11 protein-coding genes are annotated in these 21,265 nt (G+C 56.5%); 10 read left to right on the top strand and 1 reads right to left on the bottom strand.

Translation table 11 applies throughout. The annotated features are described in order from the left end of the window. Positions 1–300: 300 nt before the first annotated feature. A complete protein-coding gene (locus CJ255_RS11255) occupies positions 301–1,155 on the bottom strand; it encodes a response regulator (protein WP_097644201.1) in 855 nt (284 codons plus the stop codon). A gap of 145 nt (positions 1,156–1,300) precedes the next feature. On the opposite strand from CJ255_RS11255, the gene ppk1 reads away from it, so the two are divergent. From ppk1 to hemN, 10 genes are all read left to right on the top strand, one after another. Next, complete coding sequence (gene ppk1, locus CJ255_RS11250) at positions 1,301–3,424, top strand: polyphosphate kinase 1 (RefSeq protein WP_097644202.1); 2,124 nt, start codon at positions 1,301–1,303, stop codon at positions 3,422–3,424. Positions 3,425–3,460: 36 nt separating this feature from the next. Further along, positions 3,461–4,003 carry an RNA 2',3'-cyclic phosphodiesterase gene (thpR, locus tag CJ255_RS11245; RefSeq protein WP_097644200.1) on the top strand — a complete coding sequence of 181 codons (543 nt, stop codon included), beginning with the start codon at positions 3,461–3,463 and terminating at the stop codon, positions 4,001–4,003. A 233-nt stretch (positions 4,004–4,236) separates the two neighbouring features. Continuing rightward, a complete protein-coding gene (locus CJ255_RS11240; protein WP_245863330.1) occupies positions 4,237–5,532 on the top strand; it encodes a DUF58 domain-containing protein in 1,296 nt (431 codons plus the stop codon). A 115-nt stretch (positions 5,533–5,647) separates the two neighbouring features. After that, positions 5,648–8,674: a glycogen debranching protein GlgX gene (gene glgX, locus CJ255_RS11235; RefSeq protein ID WP_097644198.1), complete on the top strand. Its 3,027-nt coding sequence runs from the start codon at positions 5,648–5,650 to the stop codon at positions 8,672–8,674. Positions 8,675–8,722: 48 nt separating this feature from the next. Continuing rightward, a complete protein-coding gene (locus tag CJ255_RS11230) occupies positions 8,723–12,628 on the top strand; it encodes an Eco57I restriction-modification methylase domain-containing protein (protein WP_097644197.1) in 3,906 nt (1,301 codons plus the stop codon). Between the two features lie 507 nt (positions 12,629–13,135). Beyond that, entirely contained in the window at positions 13,136–13,822 is a 687-nt protein-coding gene (gene bchM, locus CJ255_RS11225; RefSeq protein WP_097644196.1) for a magnesium protoporphyrin IX methyltransferase, read from the top strand. A gap of 137 nt (positions 13,823–13,959) precedes the next feature. Then, positions 13,960–14,292, top strand: coding sequence for a hypothetical protein (locus tag CJ255_RS11220; protein ID WP_097644195.1), 333 nt, complete (start codon positions 13,960–13,962; stop codon positions 14,290–14,292). Positions 14,293–14,306: 14 nt separating this feature from the next. Beyond that, positions 14,307–15,413 carry a magnesium-protoporphyrin IX monomethyl ester (oxidative) cyclase gene (gene acsF / locus CJ255_RS11215; protein ID WP_097644194.1) on the top strand — a complete coding sequence of 369 codons (1,107 nt, stop codon included), beginning with the start codon at positions 14,307–14,309 and terminating at the stop codon, positions 15,411–15,413. Between the two features lie 18 nt (positions 15,414–15,431). Next, entirely contained in the window at positions 15,432–19,316 is a 3,885-nt protein-coding gene (locus CJ255_RS11210) for a magnesium chelatase subunit H (RefSeq protein WP_281257206.1), read from the top strand. Positions 19,317–19,474: 158 nt separating this feature from the next. Continuing rightward, complete coding sequence (gene hemN / locus CJ255_RS11205) at positions 19,475–20,833, top strand: oxygen-independent coproporphyrinogen III oxidase (protein ID WP_097644192.1); 1,359 nt, start codon at positions 19,475–19,477, stop codon at positions 20,831–20,833. Positions 20,834–21,265: the final 432 nt, after the last annotated feature.

Genomic DNA, 21,265 nt, shown 5'->3' with positions numbered 1-21,265 from the left:
AGTAGGAAGTAGGAAGTAGGAAGTAGGAAGTAGGAAGTAGGAAGTAGGAAGTAGGAAGTAGGAAGTAGGAAGTAGGACGTTTCGCTTCGCATAGAGACCTGTAAGGTCTATGATCAGAGCGCGGGAGTACGGATAATCGTACTCCCGCGCTCTGATCTTAAAAGTCCGTTGGAGTGCCGGCTTTAGCCGGCTAAAGCCGGCACTCCAACGGATGCCATGTTTGAAGCCCCTTTTCAGACAGTTTCTTAGAGCCCACGCAGTGAGCTTCGCATATCAGTCGGCGGCTTCATCAGCGTATACTCACGCTAGGCGCACTTCAGCCGCTGCTGTCAATTCGCGGATGTCTGCAAAGGGGCCATCCTCTGTGCTCACGGTGGCGACGAGCAGGTTCATGGCTGGGGCACGTCCTAGTTGTAGGTCTTGGTAGTCGTAGTAGAGCTTGACATCAGAGGTGAAACGCCGGATCATCTCACTGGTAATCGTCTGGATGCGGTCGGGCAAGGAGATAATGATAAAATAGGGCCCAACAACCAATTGCCCCACAAAGTCATCCGCGTCACCGCGCTGCTCCACAATATCACAGAGTAGCAATGCGGTAAACTTGAGTACGTCTTCGCCCACAATCACCCCGTAGTGTTGTGTGAAATGCTCAAAGCCGTTAATCCGAATGAGTGCCAAAATCCAGCCGTTGCTTGTGAGCAGGGTTCGCAATTGGTTGTTCACCAACTCGCCGGTTGGTAGGTTGGTGACCGGGTGGAATTGGCCGCGCCGCCGCCCGGAGCTGAGTTGATTGCGAATCACTGATGAGAGCTCTTCAATGTCGAAGGGCTTGCCCAAGAAGTAGTCGGCGCGCACCAAGTTGTGCGCATTGAGCCGGTTGGCCCGTTCGCCAAAGGCGGTGAGAACTACAATCGGGATATTCTGCGTATCTGGGGCCGAACGCAGCGCCATGCCCACTTCGTAGCCACTAATATCAGGCAGCCGCACATCAAGCACAATCAGATCGGGGGGGGTGCTGCGGCAGATTGCTAACGCCTCATGGCCGCGTGTCGCTAACAACACGTTGTAGCCAGATTTACCAAGATGAATTTCGAGAAGCCGAGCAATGGTGGCATCATCTTCCACCACGAGGATCGTATCCTGCTCACGCGCCATAAGAAAGCTCCCTCGCCTGCGGCCTGGGCTCTGATCTCGTTAACATAAACGAGATGATCTATCGTTTTTGTTGCCCCTATGCGATGCTAAAAGGGCTATGCTATACTACAATGTAGCACATATCATGATAAAGGGGTAGCTTGTGTTGGAACAATCACCCGAGGTAGCTTCCGCTGTCACAGAGCATGTTACGTCGCCCTTCTTGAACCGTGAGTTGAGTTGGATCGAGTTCAACCGGCGCGTCTTTGAGGAGGCATGCGATCACGCCAATCCCCTGCTTGAACGGGTGAAGTTCTTTGCGATCTGGGCGTCTAATCTTGATGAATTCTTTATGATCCGCGTCAGCGGGATCAAACAGCAGATTAGCGCCGAGGTGCAGAAGCAGTCGCCCGATGGCTTGACGCCGAGTGAGCAGTTGGCCAGCATTCGCCGCGCCTTGCTTCCGCTGATTGATGAGGAGCGTCGGCTGTTGCTCGATGTGCTGTTGCCTGAACTCCGTGAGCAAGGGATTACGCTCTACAACTACGATCAACTCAACCCGCGTCAGCGTGCTTGGGTGGCTGACTATTTTCAACGCCAGATCTTTCCTGTTTTAACGCCTCTGGCCTTCGACAGTTGCCGCCCCTTTCCCTTTATCTCCAATCTGAGCATCAATCTTGCGGCGGTTATTCAAGACCCGCATAAGGGCGAACTCTTCGCCCGCGTGAAGGTGCCCGAGGTCTTGCCTCGCCTTGTAGCACTCCCCGCTGATCTGGTTGAGGCCCATGACGCTGATGCATTAGGCCGTCACGTTGGCTTTATCTGGATCGAACAGGTGATCGCGGCCCACCTCGATGCGCTCTTCCCGGGCGTTGAGGTGATTGAATCTTATCCCTTTCGCGTCATCCGCAATGCCGATATGGAGATTGAAGAGGATGAGGCGGACGATCTCTTGGCTACCATTGAGCAGGGGGTGCGCCAGCGCCGCTTTGGGGAAGTGGTGCGCTTGACGATTGATGATTCGATGCCCGAACGCATCGCGCACCTGCTGCAAACCAATCTGAAGATTGGGCCAACTGATTGCTATACCGTGCGTGGCCCCCTCGCCTTGACCGATTTGATGGCCTTGACGCGCCTCGACCGCCCCGATCTCAAGGCACCCATTCATGTCCCGGTGCTGCCGATGGCGCTGCGTGGCGGCGTAGATATCTTTGAGGTGCTCCGGAATGGCGATGTGCTGTTGCATCACCCCTACCACACCTTTGCGCCTGTGATTGATTTTATCAATACCGCCGCCGAAGACCCAGATGTCCTAGCGATTAAGCAGACGCTCTACCGCGTTGGCAGCAATTCGCCAATTGTGCGTGCCCTGATGCATGCCCGTGAGTTGGGCAAACAGGTCACTGCGGTGGTTGAACTCAAGGCGCGATTTGATGAGGAGAACAACATTATCTGGGCTCGCGCTCTTGAACGTGCGGGGGTTCACGTTATCTATGGTTTGGTTGGGGTAAAAGTGCATGCTAAATTGTCATTGGTTGTACGCCAAGAGCAAGAGAGCATCCGCTGCTATGCCCACTTGGGTACTGGCAACTACAACGCAGGCACCGCCCGGGCCTACACCGACCTTGGCTTGCTCACCTGTCGCCCAGAGATTACCGCCGATGTGGTTGATCTCTTCAATACCCTGACCGCCTACGGGCGGCGTGATGAATACCGCAAGCTGTTGATTGCGCCCGTAACCATGCGCCGCCATTTGCGCCGTTTGATCCGGCGTGAAATTGAGCGCCATCAGCTTGCTGGCGATGGCCATCTGATCTTCAAGATGAACTCGCTCGTTGATCGCGGCCTGATCAAAGAACTCTACCGCGCTTCACAGGTGGGCGTGCGGGTAGACCTGATTGTGCGCGGGATGTGTTCCCTACGCCCCGGCGTGACCGGCATGAGCGAAACCATCCACGTTCGCAGCATCATCGGCCCCTTCCTCGAACACCACCGCATCTACTACTTCCACAATGGCGGTGAATCAGATCTCTACCTGGGCAGTGCCGACCTCATGGAGCGCAACCTCGACCGCCGCGTTGAGGAACTCTTCCCACTCGAAGACCCAAGCCTCGCCCATTTTGTGCGCCACAACATCCTCGCCAGCTTCCTCAACGACAACGTGCGCGCCCGCATCCTCCTCCCCGATGGGCGCTACCAACGCCTGCGTCCCGGCGACTCTGAACCATGTGATAGCCAAGCTCCAGAGCGGATGATCCCTGAAGGGAAGGAAGCAGAAACGAGAAAGTAGGAAATAGGTCTGGTGAATTTTGCGACGAGTAACTCTATGCGTCTCTTCATAGCTTTAGATCTCCCCACCGCTATCCGCAACGAATTGGCCGAGTTGCAAGCCGCTATGCGCTTGCCGTCTCATCCGGTGCGTTGGGTTGAGCCGGGTAATATGCACCTTACCTTGCAGTTTCTTGGCGAAACGCCCGCAACGGATTTGGCGGGGCTGAAGGCTGCGCTTCAGCATTTGCCTGAGCCTGAGTTTGACTTGCGCCTTGGTTCATTGGGTGCTTTTCCGCATGTCTATTACCCGGAGGTGATCTGGGCGGGGTTAGCGGGTGAGCTTGCGCCGTTGCATGCGCTGCAGGCGAGTGTTTGTGCGGCAACAGCCGCATTGGGCTTGGGGCGTAAAAAGGCTACCTTTCGTCCCCATATTACGCTGGGACGGGTGCGCCAAGGGGTGAACCAATTGCGCCTTGAGGCGCTTGGTTCTACGATTGAACGGCACCCGCCCCCTCGTCCTCTCAGTTGGCCCTCGGGCCGCCCAATTCTTTTTGAGAGTACCCTTACCCCCCAAGGGGCACTCTATACTCGTCCATAGTGGACGGGGCTGCGCCCCAAACCCGGTTTTTTGTTCCGTGTTGGCGGCGAAGCCGCCAACACGGAACAAAAAGAGTTGTTAGCGCGAAGAAGCCTTGGGCTAGCAACCACCGCGCCGCTGGCTGAGCCTGTCGAAGCCAAGCGGCGCGGCCCAGAGCTTCTTCGCGCTAACAAAGAGTTTTTTTGGGTGAGGCGAAGCCTCCCCCACCCCCCCTCTCTATGCTACGACCACTTATGTTACTCTTGCTGGCTGGCGCTAGTTACCTTGCGGCTCAAGGTACGGGGTTGCGGCTCTTTTTTCATTTGAGCTATCTGTTGCTTGGTCTGTTGCTCTTGGCTTCGCTCTGGGCTTGGCTCAATTTGCGTGGCCTGCAGATCCGCCGTGAGCTTTTGAGCCCGCGCGCAACGGTGGGTGAGTATGCGCGCGAACGGATTAGTATTGCCAATCGTTGGTTTATTCCTAAGCTTTGGGTTGAATTGCGCGATGAGTCGGAGTTGCCGCAACATGGGGCTGGCTTTGTCGCGTCGCTGAGTGGGCGGGAACATGGCCGTTGGCTCGCCCGTACCCTTTGTACGCGGCGGGGCCGCTTTCGCTTGGGCCCGGCAACGCTTGTGAGTGGCGATCCGTTTGGGATTGTCTCTTTTGGACGGCGGGTGGCCTCAAGCAATGAGATTCTGGTCTACCCCCGTAGCGAACTGCTGCCCTCCTTTCATCTGCCAGGTGCCGAACTGGCTGGGGGCCAGGCTACGCGTGCCCGTAGTTTCCATAGCTCGCCCAATGTGGCGGGCATCCGTGAGTATGCCCCTGGCGATAGTATGAGCCACATCCACTGGCGTTCTACGGCCCGCATCGGGCGGCTGATGGTCAAGGAGTTTGAGCTTGATCCGAGTGCCGACATTTACCTTGTGTTGGATATGCAAGAGCGCGCGGTGGTGCAAGATACCCGGGTTGATCTTCGTCCGCCGGAGGATGTACGGATCACGCATCCGTGGTGGGAGCGCCAGCAGAGCGAAAGCGTTGTAGAAGAGCGCTACCTGCCGAGTACCGAAGAGGGATCGGTGGTGGTGACCGCTTCCTTGGCCCGTACCCTGCTCACCCAGAATCGCATTGTGGGCCTCATTGCGTGGGGCCAGCACCGCGAAGTTATTCCCGCTGAACGGGAGGCGCGGCAACTGCCCAAGATTCTGGAGGCGCTCGCCGTCCTGCGGGCCCACAGTACCCATAGCCTCGCCGAAGTCCTGCTGGCCGAAAGCGCCCGCTTTGGGCGCGACTGTACCCTCGTGATTGTCACATCTTCGCTTGATGAGCGCTGGGTGGGTGCGCTTCAGCAGCAGCTCTACCGGGGGGTGCGCGCGGTGGTTGTCTTGGTTGATCCTCAGAGCTTTGGTGGTTGGCACGACCCTGAGCCAATTCTGCACCGTCTTGCGGAACTGCGCGTACCAACCTTCCGCGTGCGTCAAGGTGAACCGCTGGAGGAGTCGCTGAGGGCTCCTTTGCGCTTTGAGAAGGATACAGAAATGAGAAAATAGAAAATAGGCAATACCATTTTTGCAACTCGCCACTGATGTGCTACCATGACGCTTACAACGTCAGATGACGCAGATGATTGCTTCCTCAATCATCCACCAACCAATGAAAAAGCCTATGAATACCTTGCTGCCCGGCGCGCCCTATCCTCTTGGGGCCACATGGGACGGATCAGGGGTCAATTTTGCGATCTTCGCCGAGAATGCTACCGGGGTTGAGCTTTGTCTCTTTGAGCATGCCGATGCGCCGCGTGAGGTGGTGCGTATTCCGTTGGCCCAGCAGACCGATCGGGTGTGGCATATCTATATCCGTGGTTTGCGTCCGGGGCAACTCTATGGCTACCGTGTGCATGGACCCTATGCGCCGGAAGCGGGCCATCGCTTTAATCCGCATAAGTTGCTGATTGATCCCTATGCCCGTGCGCTCAGTGGGATGATTCGCTGGCACGATGCGACCCACGGCTATACGATTGGCCATGAGGCTGAAGATCTCTCCTACGATGAGCGCGATAGCGCCCCCTATGTGCCTCGTAGCGTCGTGATCGATTCAAGCTTCGATTGGGGCGGTGACCGCCATCCCAATACGCCGCTTCACGATAGTGTCATCTATGAGGCCCATGTGAAGGGCATGACCATGCTCCACCCGGAGGTGCCTGAAGCGTTGCGGGGAACCTATTTGGGCTTGGCCCATCCGGTTATGATCAACTACTTTAAGGAGTTGGGCATAACCGCGATTGAGTTGCTGCCGGTGCATCAGTTTACCAATGACCGCTATTTGGTGGACAATGGGCTGAATAATTATTGGGGCTACAATACGCTCAACTTTTTTGCGCCCGCCATCCAGTATTCCCACTGTAGCCATCCGGGTGATCAGGTGCGCGAGTTTAAGCAGATGGTGAAGGCTTTCCACGCCGCAGGGATTGAGGTGATTCTTGATGTGGTCTATAACCATACTGCTGAAGGCAACCACTTGGGGCCAACGCTGAGCTTCCGGGGAGTGGATAATGCGGCCTACTATCGGCTGGTGCCCGAGCAGGCGCGTTACTATATGGACTATACCGGCACTGGCAATACGCTCAATATGGTGCATCCGCGAGCGCTGCAACTGGTGATGGATAGCCTGCGCTATTGGGTCACTGAGATGCACGTTGATGGTTTCCGCTTCGATCTGGCTGCTGCGCTTATGCGCGGCCTCTATGAGGGCGGGCAGCTTTCGTCCTTTCTTGACATCATCCATCAAGACCCGCTGCTCTCTCAGGTGAAGCTGATTGCCGAGCCGTGGGATATTGGGCCGGGTGGCTACCAGGTGGGCAATTTCCCGGTACTCTGGGCCGAGTGGAACGGCAAGTATCGTGATACGGTGCGGCGCTTCTGGAAGGGCGATGAGGCTCAAGTGGCGGAGTTGGCCTATCGGCTTAGTGGTTCTTCTGATCTCTACCAGATGAGTGGGCGTAATCCGAATGCTTCGATCAATTTCATTACCGCCCACGATGGCTTTACCCTACGCGATCTGGTGAGCTATAACGAGAAGCACAATCTGGCTAACAATGAGGATAATCGCGATGGCGATAGCCACAATAATAGCTGGAACTGTGGGGTTGAGGGTGAAACCGATGATCCCGACATCAATGCCCTGCGGGCCCGTCAGCAGCGCAACTTCCTCGCGACCCTGCTGCTCTCACAAGGCGTGCCGATGCTGTTGCACGGCGACGAGTGTGGCCGTACCCAAGGCGGCAACAATAATGTCTATTGTCAGGACAATGAGATCAGTTGGGTGGATTGGACGCTCGACGACGACCGCCGCGCTCTGCTGGAGTGGACAAAGCGCCTGATTGCGTTTCGCCAAGCGCATCCGGTGCTGCATCGAGGCACCTTCTTCCAGGGGCGTGAGATCCACGGTGAAGAGATTAAGGACATTGAGTGGTATCGTCCCGATGGCATGCAGATGGGCGATAGTGAGTGGCAGGATGGCATGGTGCGCTGTATTGGGCTGCTGCTCAATGGTCAACTCATCAATGAGTTGGATGCCAATGGGCGTCCGATCCGCGACGATGTATTGCTGCTGCTCTTCAATGCTCACTACGAGCCGATCCCCTTCACCCTACCCGGGATTGCCGATGGCCCGCAGTGGTGTACCGTCCTCGATAGTGCCCACCCCGACGGCCCCGTTGCAGAACCTTTGCTCGCAGGCACACAGTACCCCCTTGAAGGCCGGGCGCTCGTGGTGCTCTCGCAGAATGGTGACGACTGGGCGGCTCACTATGGTCGCGGCGATGCCTCTTCTGCTCCAACCCGCCTCGCGCCGCTGATTGGCGGCCCGCCGCCTGAACGGCGTACCATCACTGGCACCGTCATTACCCTTGCGAGTTTCTACAGCCCCGAGTTGGATAACCGGCGCGATGTGATGATCTACCTGCCACCTGACTATGATGAGGAAAGCACGCGCTTCCCCGTGGTCTATATGCATGATGGCCAGAATCTCTTCGATGCGGCCACGAGCTACGGCGGGGTCGAGTGGCGCGTAGATGAAGCCATGGAGGATTTGGCGGGCCACGGTACACGGGCAATCATTGTGGCGATTGCTAACATGCTCGAGCGGCGCATTGACGAGTATAGTCCCTATGTGGACACAGAGCATGGCGGGGGCCGGGGCGATGCCTATCTCGCCTTTATCGCCAAGACGCTCAAGCCCCACATTGACCGTAGCTTCCGCACGCTGCCGGGGCCTGAGCACACCGCGATTGTTGGTGCCTCGTTGGGTGGCCTGATCAGCCTCTACGCCCTACTCAAACGCCCGGAGGTCTTTGGGCGAGCCGGGGCGCTCAGCCCCTCACTCTGGTTTGCCGAGCGGGCCATTTTCAGCAGTGTGCGCGAGCTACGGCGGCCTCATGGGGCCATCTACATGGATGTTGGCACCGATGAAGGCCAGGATTACGTTGAAACACGGCGGCTCACCGATCTGCTCGTTCGACGTGGCTACCGGCGCGGTCAGACGCTCAACTACCACGAAGAGATTGGCGGCAAACACACCGAGGCCGCGTGGTCGCGCCGCATCGGCGGTGCCCTCGCATGGCTACTCAGTGGTCGCCCCCTGACCCGGCGCAAACCGCGCAGCCGCCGTGGTGGTGGGCGCCGGGAACGTTGAGGCAAGTAGAAGCGGTTACGTAACTAAGATGGTATTAAGGTACCTGCAATGACCGTCAGCCAATTCTTTCTTGCCACACCCGCTCACCATAATCAGCAACTCTTCTCCGATTACTATCTCAATTACATTCTGCCAACCTATGCTGATTGGCGTTTGCTTGTGGATAAGGCTGCGGTACTGTTGGAGCAGTTGCAGGAAATTTGGGCTGCTTTTGTGCCTGGTGGGAATGAGGCCCAGACCGAAGACGATTTGATTAAGCCGGTACTCCAAGCGCTGGGCCATACCTTTGAAATCCAGGCGGCGCTGCGTACCCCTGATGGTACCAAGAAGCCCGATTATATCTTCTACCGTGATGCTGCGGCCCGTGATGCCCTGAAGGGCGCGACGCTCGACGATACGTTGCCTACCCACGGTTGTATTGCGGTGGGCGATGCGAAATATTGGGATCGTCCGCTCGATATGACGCTGAAGCTCAAGAGTGGTGATGCCTTTAGTAATAAAAATCCGGCTTTTCAGATTCATTTCTACATGCAGCACAGTGGTGCCGAGTGGGGCATCCTTACCAATGGTCGGCTCTGGCGGCTCTACCACAAGGAGACGGCCCATAAGCTCGACCGCTACTATGAGATTGATCTGCCGGCACTGCTGAAACGGAATGACCCCAGGGCGTTCCTCTATTTCTATGCCTTCTTCCACCGTAGTGCCTTCGATGATCATCCTCTGGGTTTGCGTACGCTGCTGCGGGCCAGCACCGAGTTCGCCCGTGGGATCAGTGACAACCTGAAGGAGCAGGTCTACGATGCGTTGCGCTGCATCGCTCAGGGTTTTCTCGACTATCCACCCAATCGGTTGGGCTACGACCCGGCGACACTCAGGACGATCTATGACCACAGCCTCATTGTGCTCTATCGGCTGCTCTTTATCTTTTATGCCGAGGCGCGCGATTTGTTGTCGCTGCATGTGAGTAAGCAGTACCGCAAATTCTACAGCCTGAACGCGATGAAGCGTGAGATAGTCAACCACGATGTTGATCTGCTACCAGACAGCGCAACCTACTGGCCGCGCCTGCGTACCCTGTTCAATTTCATTAACCAGGGCAGTCCGCCGCTCAACATTGCCATCTTCAACGGCGGCCTCTTTGATCCAGCAAAGTACCCCTTCCTCGAAGAGAAGAGTGTCGGCGATGGGCGCTTGATCCAAGCGATTGACATGCTCGCCCGGGTTGACGGAAAGTTCATTGACTATCGCGATCTAGCCGAGCGCCACTTGGGTACGATCTATGAGGGCTTGCTTGAGTTCCACCTCGAGGCGATTGCGCCTGAGCAGCAGTGGATCGTCGCGCTGCTCAACGATAAGGGCGAACGCAAGACGACCGGCAGTTACTACACGCCCGACTATATCGTCAAATATATTGTTGATCAGACCGTTGGCCCAGCGCTGCGCCGCGCCGTCGCGGGGCTTGAGGACGATGCGGCAAAGCTCCGTGCCGTCCTCAAGCTCAATCTCTGCGACCCGGCGATGGGTTCGGGCCACTTCCTCGTCGAGGCAACCGAGTATATCGCCCGCTTCCTCGTTGACCTGGCGCTCACGCCGGAGGAGGGGACAAACGAGGCCGATCTGGCCTATTGGAAGCGCCGCGTGGCTCAGAGTTGCATCTATGGGGTTGACCTCAACCCACTGGCGGTTGATCTAGCCAAACTCTCGTTGTGGCTGGCAACCGTGGCCCAAGATCGCCCCCTCTCGTTTCTCGACCACCACCTGCGCTGCGGCAACGCCCTGATCGGGGCGCGCCTCGCCGACCTCGACGTTGGCCCGGCTACACCGCAGCCGACCAAGGCCAAACGTGCCACTACCCCCACGGCCCAACTCGCACTCTTCAGCGACGAAGACTTCCGCCGCAGTATCAGTTCGGCAGTGGACAGCATGTGGCTGATTGAGACTAAAGAAGGCAACACGGTAGACGAGGTAAAGGAGCAGGAGCGCATCTATCTTGAACTGCGTAGCACACTAACGCGCAAGTATGGGCGCCTCGCCAACCTTGCCACCGCCAAACACTTCGGCCTCAACGTCCCCCCTGAGCTAAGTAATCCACTCAGCGACTACGCCAGCGGACGCGCCATGGCGGCGCTGAAAGAGATTGACGATCTGCTCCAACAGGCCGACGCCATCGCCGCCGAGCGCCGCTTCTTCCATTGGGAACTTGAATTCCCCGAAGTCTTCTTTGATCGCCACGGTACCCCGCTGGGCGACGCGGCGGGCTTTGATGTGGTGGTGGGGAATCCGCCGTATGCTAACGCATGGTCAATGACTCGAGTAGACAGTCGCTCACGTCAAGTAATCGAGGTTTTTCTCAACAAGTACAACTTGCTTGAAGGTCACTGGGATCTTTACACAGCCTTTATTGTTAAAACTTTTGATCTACTAAAGCTCATGGGATGGCATTCTTTTATTATCCCCGATGCTTTTGCCAGAGAGAAGTATGCAAAATCTTTGCGAGAACATATTCTTCGATCTGTGAAGATATGTGAAATCATGCACTTTGAAGGTTTAAATGTCTTCAAGGAAGTTTCAAGGCATTGTATTATCTACGTAATTCGTAATGAAAAACCTGATCCCGATACAACTGCTCGCGTTGTTTCACCTCTTGAGGTAGATCAATTGCTAAAAATAGAGGGAACGATTTTACAGCAAGAATGGCTGCAACATGAAAGTTCTCAGATTCGTCTAAATTTAGCACAAGGACAAATCCGCAATCTTATTACGAAGATGGCCCATTCTGCAATACGAATTGGTGAATTTTGTTATGTTATGGTTGGTGCTACTACTCACAGTAGAGACAAAAAGAGTTTCAAGAAGAACGATATTGTTACTAAAGAGCCCAGAGGGAACGCAAAAAAGTTTTTTGATGGGTCAAATATGAGTAGATACCGTATTGTCTGGGATGGTCGCTACATTGATTATCGAAAAGATGAGATGTATGGGCCAAGAGTGCCCAAACTATTTGAAAGCCCTAAAATTGTTATTCGGGATGTGACAGGGGCAAATGAAACATTGTTGGTAAGTTATGACGACGAGGGTTTGTATTGTGATCATCTCGTTACTTGTGTCACATACTATGAAAATCTTGAAGGAACTGATGCGCTAACCTCTTTTCAGGGCTATTCAAGGCTATCAAAACCCTATCCAGCATTGCAGTATGTTACAGCATTAGTTGCCAGTCGGGCAATGACATGGTATTTCCGTGAGGTATTTGCAACCAGCACACTGCAAGGCTCTTACTCCCATACCTATCCTCAACAAATTAGAGCCTTCCCCATCCGCCGCATCGCCTTCACCACCCCCGATGCTGAACGCGCCGCCCGGTGCGCTGATGGCCTTGCGCTCTATGCGGCGGGGCAGCATACGGAGCTCTTGCACTTCTGCAAGGAACGCCTAGCGGCTGATCCGGAGCAGAGTGATGTTGTGCATGACCTCCTAGCCCATTTGGCCCAGCAGATGCTTGACCTGCACACGCAGCGCGCTGGGGCGCTAGAGGATCTGCTGCTCGACCTAGAAGGCGTCTTGGAACCAGAATTCCTAGAGCGTCTGGCGCGACTCTATACCCCGCCGCGCCCGCCGCCGCAGGGCGATAAGGCTGTGACGGCCAGGCAGTCCAAGTATGCCGCAGCGCTGGCCGCAGCAACACAACAGCTTGGCGACTTGGCTACACGCCCCCTTGAGCTACGCGACGACATCGGTGCCCTCAGCGAAGCGCAGTGGAAGTGGCTCCTGAAGGAGCGCCTCAAGCACAAACTGGGTAGCATGGCCGAACTTGTGAAAGTCTATCGTACCCGCCAGCCCGCCATTGCCGCACTTGATCAGCGCATCGCCGCAACCGACCACCTGATCGATCAGATCGTCTATGCCCTCTACGGATTGAGCGACGAGGAGATTGCGTTGGTTGAGGGGAGTTGACAGAAAGCCGGTTCATTTTTACAGTTTATCTTCGAGGGAGTGCCGACTTATGGTCTTCCAGTAAATAATCCGCTAACCAGACCTCGCAAATCTGGCATATCTATCAGGTCTAGCCCGTGCCGCGACACCGGATTAATTTCTGGAACACCATTAGTCGGCTGAGTGTACCTCCCGCCCCCTAAACATCAATAAACATGAAGAAACTTGTGAAATAAGGGATTTATTTGGGTTCTTGCAACAGCTTTCACAAGCCGATAGCCCATTAGAACGCCCTAAACAGCGAATTTCCTCCCTTTGCACACCTTTTGCATATATTTACGCAATATTGACTTTTATGCTATAATCTGTTTGCAAGAGTGTAGTTTTCAGTCTGTACTACGTCCTCGTCTGACGTAAGCACAACCTCTAGAAGCTTAGACGAGGTTCAACGGTACGCCACGGGTTACTATTCGGCCTTGGGTTGCCGTGTAACTGTTTGAATGTTCCTTGTCTGAGGGATTAAGTAGCGTGGACACAGCTCAGTACAAAGATCGCTTGCGCCACTACTTCGATGGAGTCGGTTTTGCTCGCTGGTCTGCTATTTATGGCGAAGCTGAACTCTCCCTCGTCCGTCGTTCTATCCGCACTGGCCACACGCTCATGCTCAACCAGGCGCTTGCGTGGCTCGCGCAGTTGCCCCCGCCCCCAGATCAGCCCAAGGCGCTTGATGCTGGATGTGGCACGGGCCTCTTCAGTCTCGATCTTGCTCGACGTGGCTACCAAGTGACTGCCGCTGATCTTGCGCCGCAGATGGCCCATGCGACGGCTGCTGCTGCTGCGCACGCTGGTCTTCGTGAGCAGATCCATTGCCAAGTGGCCGACCTCGAAACCCTCAGTGGGCGCTACGATCTGGTCGCTTGCTTTGATGTGTTGATCCACTACCCCCCTGAGCCTTTTGTGACGATGTTGAGTCACCTCGCTAGTCTGAGCAAGTCAATTCTCTTCTTCACCTATGCACCTTATAGCCCCTTCCTTGCGGCTTTCCACCGCGTGGGTGGCTATTTTCCTCAAAGTCAGCGCCGCACGACGATCAATATGATCCGTGATGAGTTGGTGCAGCAAACATTGGCCGATTGTGGCATGACGCTGCGCTTCTCGCGCCATATTGGCGTTGGCTTTTACCACACCAACCTCGTTGCTGCCCTGCGTCAGTAACCTTGAACCTTTAGACCGTTGAGCGCCGTCGCTGTCTTCTCTCCACCGTAAGGTTGGTGTAATCTTTTTGTGCCTTTTTCTAGTCTGTTTTCGTAGTACAGAGTTGGTGCTACGCAATCTACCTGAGAGGAGCCCTGATGCGTAAGTTCTTGCTTGGTACCCTGCTTGGCGCAGGTGCCTATCTGCTCTGGCGCTGGTATGAGAGCGAGATTGTGACCGAGTTTGAGGGCATGGTTCATCTGCAGAGTGAACATGACCACTTTCATCTTCACGTAGACCTGCCCCCTGGCTTTACGATTGAACCCGGTGATACGATTGAAATCCTTGAGATGCCGAACATCCAAGGCCATACGCAGGGTGAAGTAAGCTACCCCAGTCGAATCCGTTTCCATCAGGCTAGTCTGTTGCGCCAAGTGTTGGTGAAGCGCAGTAGCCTTGTTGAGTTGAACGAGTTGGTTGAACATCCATAGAGTGGAGTGTGTCCATGGAGCAGATGCCCAATTTGAGCATCACGACCCGCCACGCGCTGCAAGAGGCGATCCTTACGCCGCGCTTTTATACGACCGATGTTGCTGCGATTGATGCTTTTGACATCGAACGCCACGGTTTGGGCGATGAGTTTGAGTGGATCCGTGCGGAGTTTGAGCGCGATTACAATAAGAACCATTTCCGGCGCAATGAGGAGTTTCTGGCTGATTTTGATGCGATGCCCGCTCGCCAACTCTTCATTGAGTTCCTTGAGCGTTCCTGTACCGCTGAGTTTTCTGGCTGTGTTCTCTATGCTGAACTGGCGAAACAACTGAAGCATCGTACCCTGCGCTCGATCTTTCAGTCTATGAGCCGCGATGAGGGTCGCCACGCTGGGTTCCTCAATCAGACCCTCGCTGATCTCAATGTGAAGATTGATTTAGGGGTGCTTCAGAAGCGTAAGCGCTATACCTACTTCCAGCCTAAGTTTGTCTTCTATACCGTCTATCTCTCTGAGAAGATTGGTTATGCGCGCTATATTACCCTGCATCGCCATTTTGAGCAGAACCCCCAGTATCTCATCCATCCCATCTTTAAGTGGTTTGAAGAGTGGTGCAATGATGAGTATCGCCACGGTGAGTTCTTTGCCCTGATGCTGCGTAGTCAGCCCCAGTTGCTGCATACTCCGGCCAACCGCCGCTGGATGCGCTTCTTTATGCTGGCTGTCTATGCCACGATGTATCTCAATGATAGCCGCCGTAGCGAGTTCTATCAGACCCTTGGCCTCGATTGGCGCAAGTTTGACCAAGAGGCTATCTGGCTCTGCAATCGTATCGCTACCCAGGTCTTCCCGGAAGTTATGCCGCTCGAAGACCCCCGTTTCTTCCGTTACCTCGATATGGCTGCTGAGTATGACCGTAAGGCCAATGCGTTGGCTGAACAGGGTGGGCCCCTCAACCTCGCCCGCGCCGCTCAACTCCGCTCTGCACTCGCGCTACGGCTGCTTGCGACCTATCGCCTGCCCGCTACGATGGTGAATCCTGTCACGCGGTGGCAGTCGCTTCCTGGTTTTCCGAGTTACCCCGGTAAGGGGAATTGGCAATCTGTGGCGGCCGCTGATTAGCTGAAAGGCGCTGGGAGGGTGTCCCCCTCCCAGTCCCAACCCCCCAGAATTATGCGCATTATTTTCCTGACCATGGATGGGAACCACGCCGCAGCCCTGCAAACCGCTGCGGCTCGTATGCGTGATGAACACGGTGTCGCGGTTACGATCTGTTGCTATGATGCCGCAACGCTGCGTGATGAGACGGGCTGGCAACGCTTTGAACGCGATCTGAAGGGTGCTGCCTTTGTCTTTGGGGCGCGCCTCTTTGGTGAGGATTATGTTCGTCCTCTGGAGCGCCTGCTCAGCGCTGCCTCGTGTCCTAAACTGATTATTACGTCCAATCCAGCCCTCATGCGCCAAACGAAGATCGGTAAGTTTAGCCTTGAGGCCAAAGATGAGAAAGAAGAGTCTGGTGGCCTCCTGCGCCAGTGGGCCAAGAAGCTGCGTCCCCAAGGCGGGGCCGGTGAGGCGCGCCGCCAGTTGGCTGTGCTGCGTAATCTGAGTAAAGTCCTCAAGCTGATCCCCGGTAAGTCGCGCGATCTCTATACCTACATTGTTTCGCATCAGTATTGGACCAATAGCTCGCCTGAGAATATCTATCGCCTCCTCTGTTTGCTGATTGAAGCCTATGTTCCAGGTCATAAGGGTAAACTTCCTGTTCTTGATCCTATTACCTACCCCGATCAGGCGCTGATTCACCCCGATGCGCCCGCGCCCTTCGAGAAGTTTGCTGAGTATGAGAAGTGGCAGCGGCAGCGCAGTAAGGCGAAGGCCCCGAAGAGCAATGGTAAAAATGGCAGTGCCGTGCCGCCTGCCCCTGGCAGCCGTGGTAGCGTTGGGCTGCTTGCGATGCGTACCGTTGCCCTCAGTGGCAATACCGCCCATGTGGATGCGCTTGTGCGTGCCCTCGAAGCGCGTGGCCTTGAGGCCCGCATGGCCTATGCCTCTGGCCTCGATATGCGCCCCGCAATTGATAGTTTCTTTAGTACCAAGGATGGCCGTAAGGGGAGTGTCACCCCTTCCGTTGACCTTCTGGTGAATGCTTCGGGCTTTGCCCTGGTTGGTGGCCCCGCTGAGAGCCGCCCCGCCGATGCGCGTGAGGCTCTGACTGCTCTTGATGTTGGCTACCTCGCGCCGATTCCGCTGGCCTTCCAGCGCATTGAAGATTGGCGTAATGATTGGACTGGCCTGATGCCGGTGCAGTCGGCCCTCTCGGTTGCTGTGCCAGAACTTGAAGGTGCCGCCGAGCCGCTGATCTACGGTGGCCCCACCTCCGCTGGCAATGGCTGTGTCCCCGCAACGCCTGAGGTGAATCTGATTGCCGACCGTATTGCCCGCCGGGTCGCGCTGCGCCGCACTGCTAATCGTGATAAGAAGATCGCGCTGGTGATCTTTAGCTTCCCGCCCAACCTTGGCAATATTGGCTCTGCGGCCTACCTCGATGTCTTCCGTAGCCTCCACAATATGCTCAAGGCGCTGCGCGATCAAGGCTATACCGTTGAACTGCCCGCCGATGCTGAGGCGCTGCGCCAGATGGTGGTGGGCGGCAATGCGATTGCCCACGGTGCCGATGCAAATGTCGCCGCGATGCTTTCGGTTGAGGACTATCGCCGCCTCTTCCCGGCCTTCACCGAGATTGAGCCCTGCTGGGGCGCTGCCCCCGGTGAGTTGCTGACCGATGGCCGTCGCTTGCGTATCTTGGGCCGCCAGTTGGGCAATGTCTTTGTTGGCGTCCAGCCGCCCTTTGGCTATGAGCGTGATCCGATGCGTATGCTCATGGCCCGCGATGCTGCCCCCAACCACGCCTTTGCTGCCTTCTACACCTGGTTGCGCCATAGCTTTGGGGCCCACGCCGTCGTTCACGTCGGCACCCACGGTGCCCTGGAGTTTATGCCCGGGAAGCAGGTGGGCCTCGGGGCCGATGATTGGCCTTCACGGCTCATTGGCGACCTGCCCCACTTCTACCTCTATAGCGTCAATAATCCCAGTGAGGCCGCGATTGCCAAGCGCCGTAGCGCCGCTACGCTCGTCAGTTACCTCGTGCCCCCCCTGCAACAGGCTGGTCTCTATAAGGGCTTGCGCCAACTCAAGGATAGCATTGATGCCTACCGCCAGCGTCCCGATGCGGGGCTGCTCGAAAGCATCCGCGAGATGGCCGAGAAGCTTGGCTTGGGTAGTGACGAAGCGACCCAGCAGGCTACCGATGATCACCACTATATCGCGGCCCTCAGCCACGAACTGTTGCGGGTTGAAGAGCGCATGATTCCCGCTGGCCTCCACGTCTTTGGCCAAGCTCCCTCTGGTGAGGAACTGGTGGATCTGCTCAATCTGACGGCGACCTTCCAGCGCGTTAAGACCTCGTTGGGTGAGCGTACCCTGCCTGAGTTGGTCGCCCGTGGCCTTGGGCTTGACTATGCCGCGCTGCGTGAGCGGGTGGCTAATGATCTTGAGGCCCAGCACCATTGGCGTCAGATTGAGGAGTTTTGCAAGGAGGCGGTTCGCCGCTTTGTACACCAGAATGATGGTGGGCGCGCTGCTGATCGCTACCTCCACGAAACGGCCCATGTGTCGCAAGGTTCGCTCAATAACCTCTGGACGTTCATGGGGGAACTGCTCAATAACTTGCGTACCAGCAATGAGTTGCAGGGGCTGCTCCACGGGCTCCAGGGTGGCTTTGTACGCCCCTCGCCGAGTAACGATATTGTGCGCGATCCCAGCGTTGTGCCGACCGGGCGCAATGTCTATAGCCTCGATCCCGCCCGCGCCCCCAGCGCCCTGGCCTTCGAGAAAGCTTCGCGCCTCGCCGATGAACTGCTGCTGCGTGCTATGCACGACACCGGCACTATTCCTGAGAGCGTTGCGGTTGTCCTCTGGGGCAGCGATAACCTCAAGAGTGACTGCGAAGGCGTTGCACAGGTGCTGGCGCTGATGGGTGCTCGCCCCGTGCCCGATGAGTTGGGCAATATCTCCGATGTGGTGCTGATCCCTCTGGCCGAACTGGGCCGCCCACGTGTGGACGTGGTGGTGACCGTGAGTGGCATCTTCCGCGATCTGTTGGGCCACCAGATGCGCCTGATTGACAAGGCGGCTCGCCTTGCCGCCTGTGCCGAGGAGCCGCTTGAGGGTAATGCTGTGCGCCGCCACGCGATGGCTCAAGCCGCCGAGTTGGGTATTAGCTTGGAAGAGGCTGCCACCCGCGTCTTTGCCAACGCCCCCGGTAGCTACGGTGCCCACATTAACCATATGGTTGAAAGCGGTGCCTGGGAGGACGATGGCCAGATCGCCGATACCTTTATGAGCCGCAAAGGTTTTACCTTGGGCAAAGGCGGCGAATGGCACGACTCGCGGCCTCTGCTCGAACGTGCGCTCTCCACTGTAGATGTCAGTTTCCAAAACATTGACAGCTTTGAGGTCGGCATCACCGACATTGACAACTACTACGAGAGCCTTGGCGGCATGGCCAAGAGCATTGAGCAGGTGCGTGGCAAACAGCCCACTATCCTCGTCTCCGATGCGGTCAGCACGGGGGCCAATCGTGTTGGTTCGCTCAACCAGATGGTACGCCTCGAAACCCGTGCCAAACTGCTCAACCCCAAGTGGTACGAAGCGATGCTCTCCCACGGTTACGAAGGTGCGCGCGAGATCGAAGCGCGCGTCAACAACACCTACGGCTGGAGTGCCACGACCAATAGCGTTGAGAGTTGGGTCTACCAGGGTGTTGCCGAGACCTATGTGCTCGACGAAGAGATGCGCGAGCGCATGGCTAAACTCAACCCCCACGCTGCCGCAGGCATGGTTCGCCGTCTGCTTGAAGCCAACGGACGCGGCTTCTGGGACGCCGACGAAGCCACGCTCGACCGGCTGCGTGAAGTCTACGAAGACCTTGAAGATCGTCTCGAAGGTGTTGGTGTTAGTGCGTAGGTAAGGGTGCGCGCGGGAACCCGCTTCCCGCGCACCAGACGGAGGCTTAGGGGCTGGGCTCCCAAGTAACCCTTCTGGCGGGGGCTTGGGGCAAGGCCCCCAATCCTCCTTCACGGATGCCCAAACCAGGTTTGATACAAAATTTGAGGAGATAGAGCATGAAACGTGTGCGCGTTACCCCTGAACAGATTGATCACTACAACAAACCGGGCCCCCGCTACACCAGCTACCCCACGGTGCCGATCTGGAGCCATGATTTTGGTGAGGCCGACTACCGTGAGGCCTTGACAAGTGTTGCTGCGAGCCCCGATGATACCCTTTCGCTCTATGTTCACCTGCCCTTCTGTGCTGAGCGTTGCGCCTACTGTGGTTGTAATGCGACGGTGACGCGCCACGAGCATGTGATTGACACCTATCTCGATCATGTGGAGCGTGAGCTTGAAATTGTGGCGCCGCTGCTCGGTCAGCGCCGTCGGGTGGTGCAGATGCACTGGGGCGGCGGTACGCCCAACTTCATCAACGAGGCCCAGTCGCGCCGCCTTATGGCGATGCTTGACGCCGCCTTTGATATCGATCGCGACGAAGAGCTTTCGCTCGAAATGGATCCGCGCATCGGTACCCGCGAACAGGCGATCTTCTACCGTGAACTGGGCTTCAACCGCGTCAGCCTGGGGGTACAGGACATCGACTCGCGGGTGCAGGTTGCCATTGGTCGCATCCAGCCCTTTGAGAATACTGCGGCACTCTTCAATGCCTGCCGCGAAGTGGGCTTCAGCAGCGTCAATATTGACCTCGTCTATGGCCTGCCCTACCAGAGTGGCGAGGTCTTTGGCGATACACTTGAAGCAGTGATCAACCTACGCCCCGACCGTATCGCATGCTTCAGTTATGCCCACCTGCCCAATTCGCGCTCCAACCAGAAGCATGTTGATGCCACTGGCCTGCCGACGCCCTACGCCAAGTTTGGCCTCTTCCAGCAGAGCGTTGAGACCTTCACCGATGCCGGGTATGACTGGATCGGCCTCGACCACTTTGCCCTCTCGAGCGATGAGATGTCCCAGGCTGTGCGTGAACGGCGTCTGCGCCGCAATTTTATGGGCTACACACTGTTGCCCGCCAGCCACATGGTCTCCTTGGGCGTCAGTTCCATTGGCGATCTGGGTGGTTGCTTCATCCAGAACGACGTGGGCCTCGGACGCTACCAGAAGAGCCTTGCTGCCGGTAAGCTGCCCGTGGTGCGCGGCATGCGCCTCACCCCCGACGATCACAATCGCCGCGCCGCGATTATGCACCTGATGTGCAACCTTGAGTTGCCCAAGCATATGATGAAGGACGAAGGTATGCTCGACTCCTACGAGCGCGTCGCGGCTCACGCAATTGACGGCCTCGTTGGGGTAGAAGCCGAGCGCCTCTTCGTCACCGACCTAGGACGCTACTTTATTCGCAACCTCTGTATGGAATTGGATGCTCACCTGAGCCAGACCGCCGGACGGCCCATCTTCTCGAAGACGGTGTAGAGGAACAGGGGAACAGGGAACAGGGGAACAGGGGAACAGGGGAACAGAGAACAGGGGAACAGGGGAACAGGGGAACAAAGAACAGGGAACAGGAGAACAAAGAACAGGGAAACAGAGAACAGGAGAACAAAGAACAGGGAAACAGAGAAACAATCGTGAGATAGCCAGATATTGCTCTGGTTCAGTAAACCATCATTCGCGGGTCTGTTCGTCTGTTCTTCCGTTCAGTTGTTCTTCTAGAGTCTGTTCTTCTCTGGTTGCGCCATAGGTAGTGCCGACGTTAGTCGGCTGAGGTCACCAACAACCCCCGGATGCCGACTAAAGTCGGCACTACGACGGTAAAGCTACAAGCGTCTTTCTGAAATCATCCCTTACCAGCGGAGTGCCGACTTATGGTCTTCCAGAAATTAATCCGGTGTCGCGGCACGGACT

Origin of the sequence: Candidatus Viridilinea mediisalina, assembly GCF_002532535.1 — a bacterium.
GTDB lineage: Bacteria > Chloroflexota > Chloroflexia > Chloroflexales > Chloroflexaceae > Viridilinea > Viridilinea mediisalina.
The sequence above is the reverse complement of the archived record's forward strand: the minus strand, read 5'-3'. Positions and strand labels throughout refer to the sequence as shown.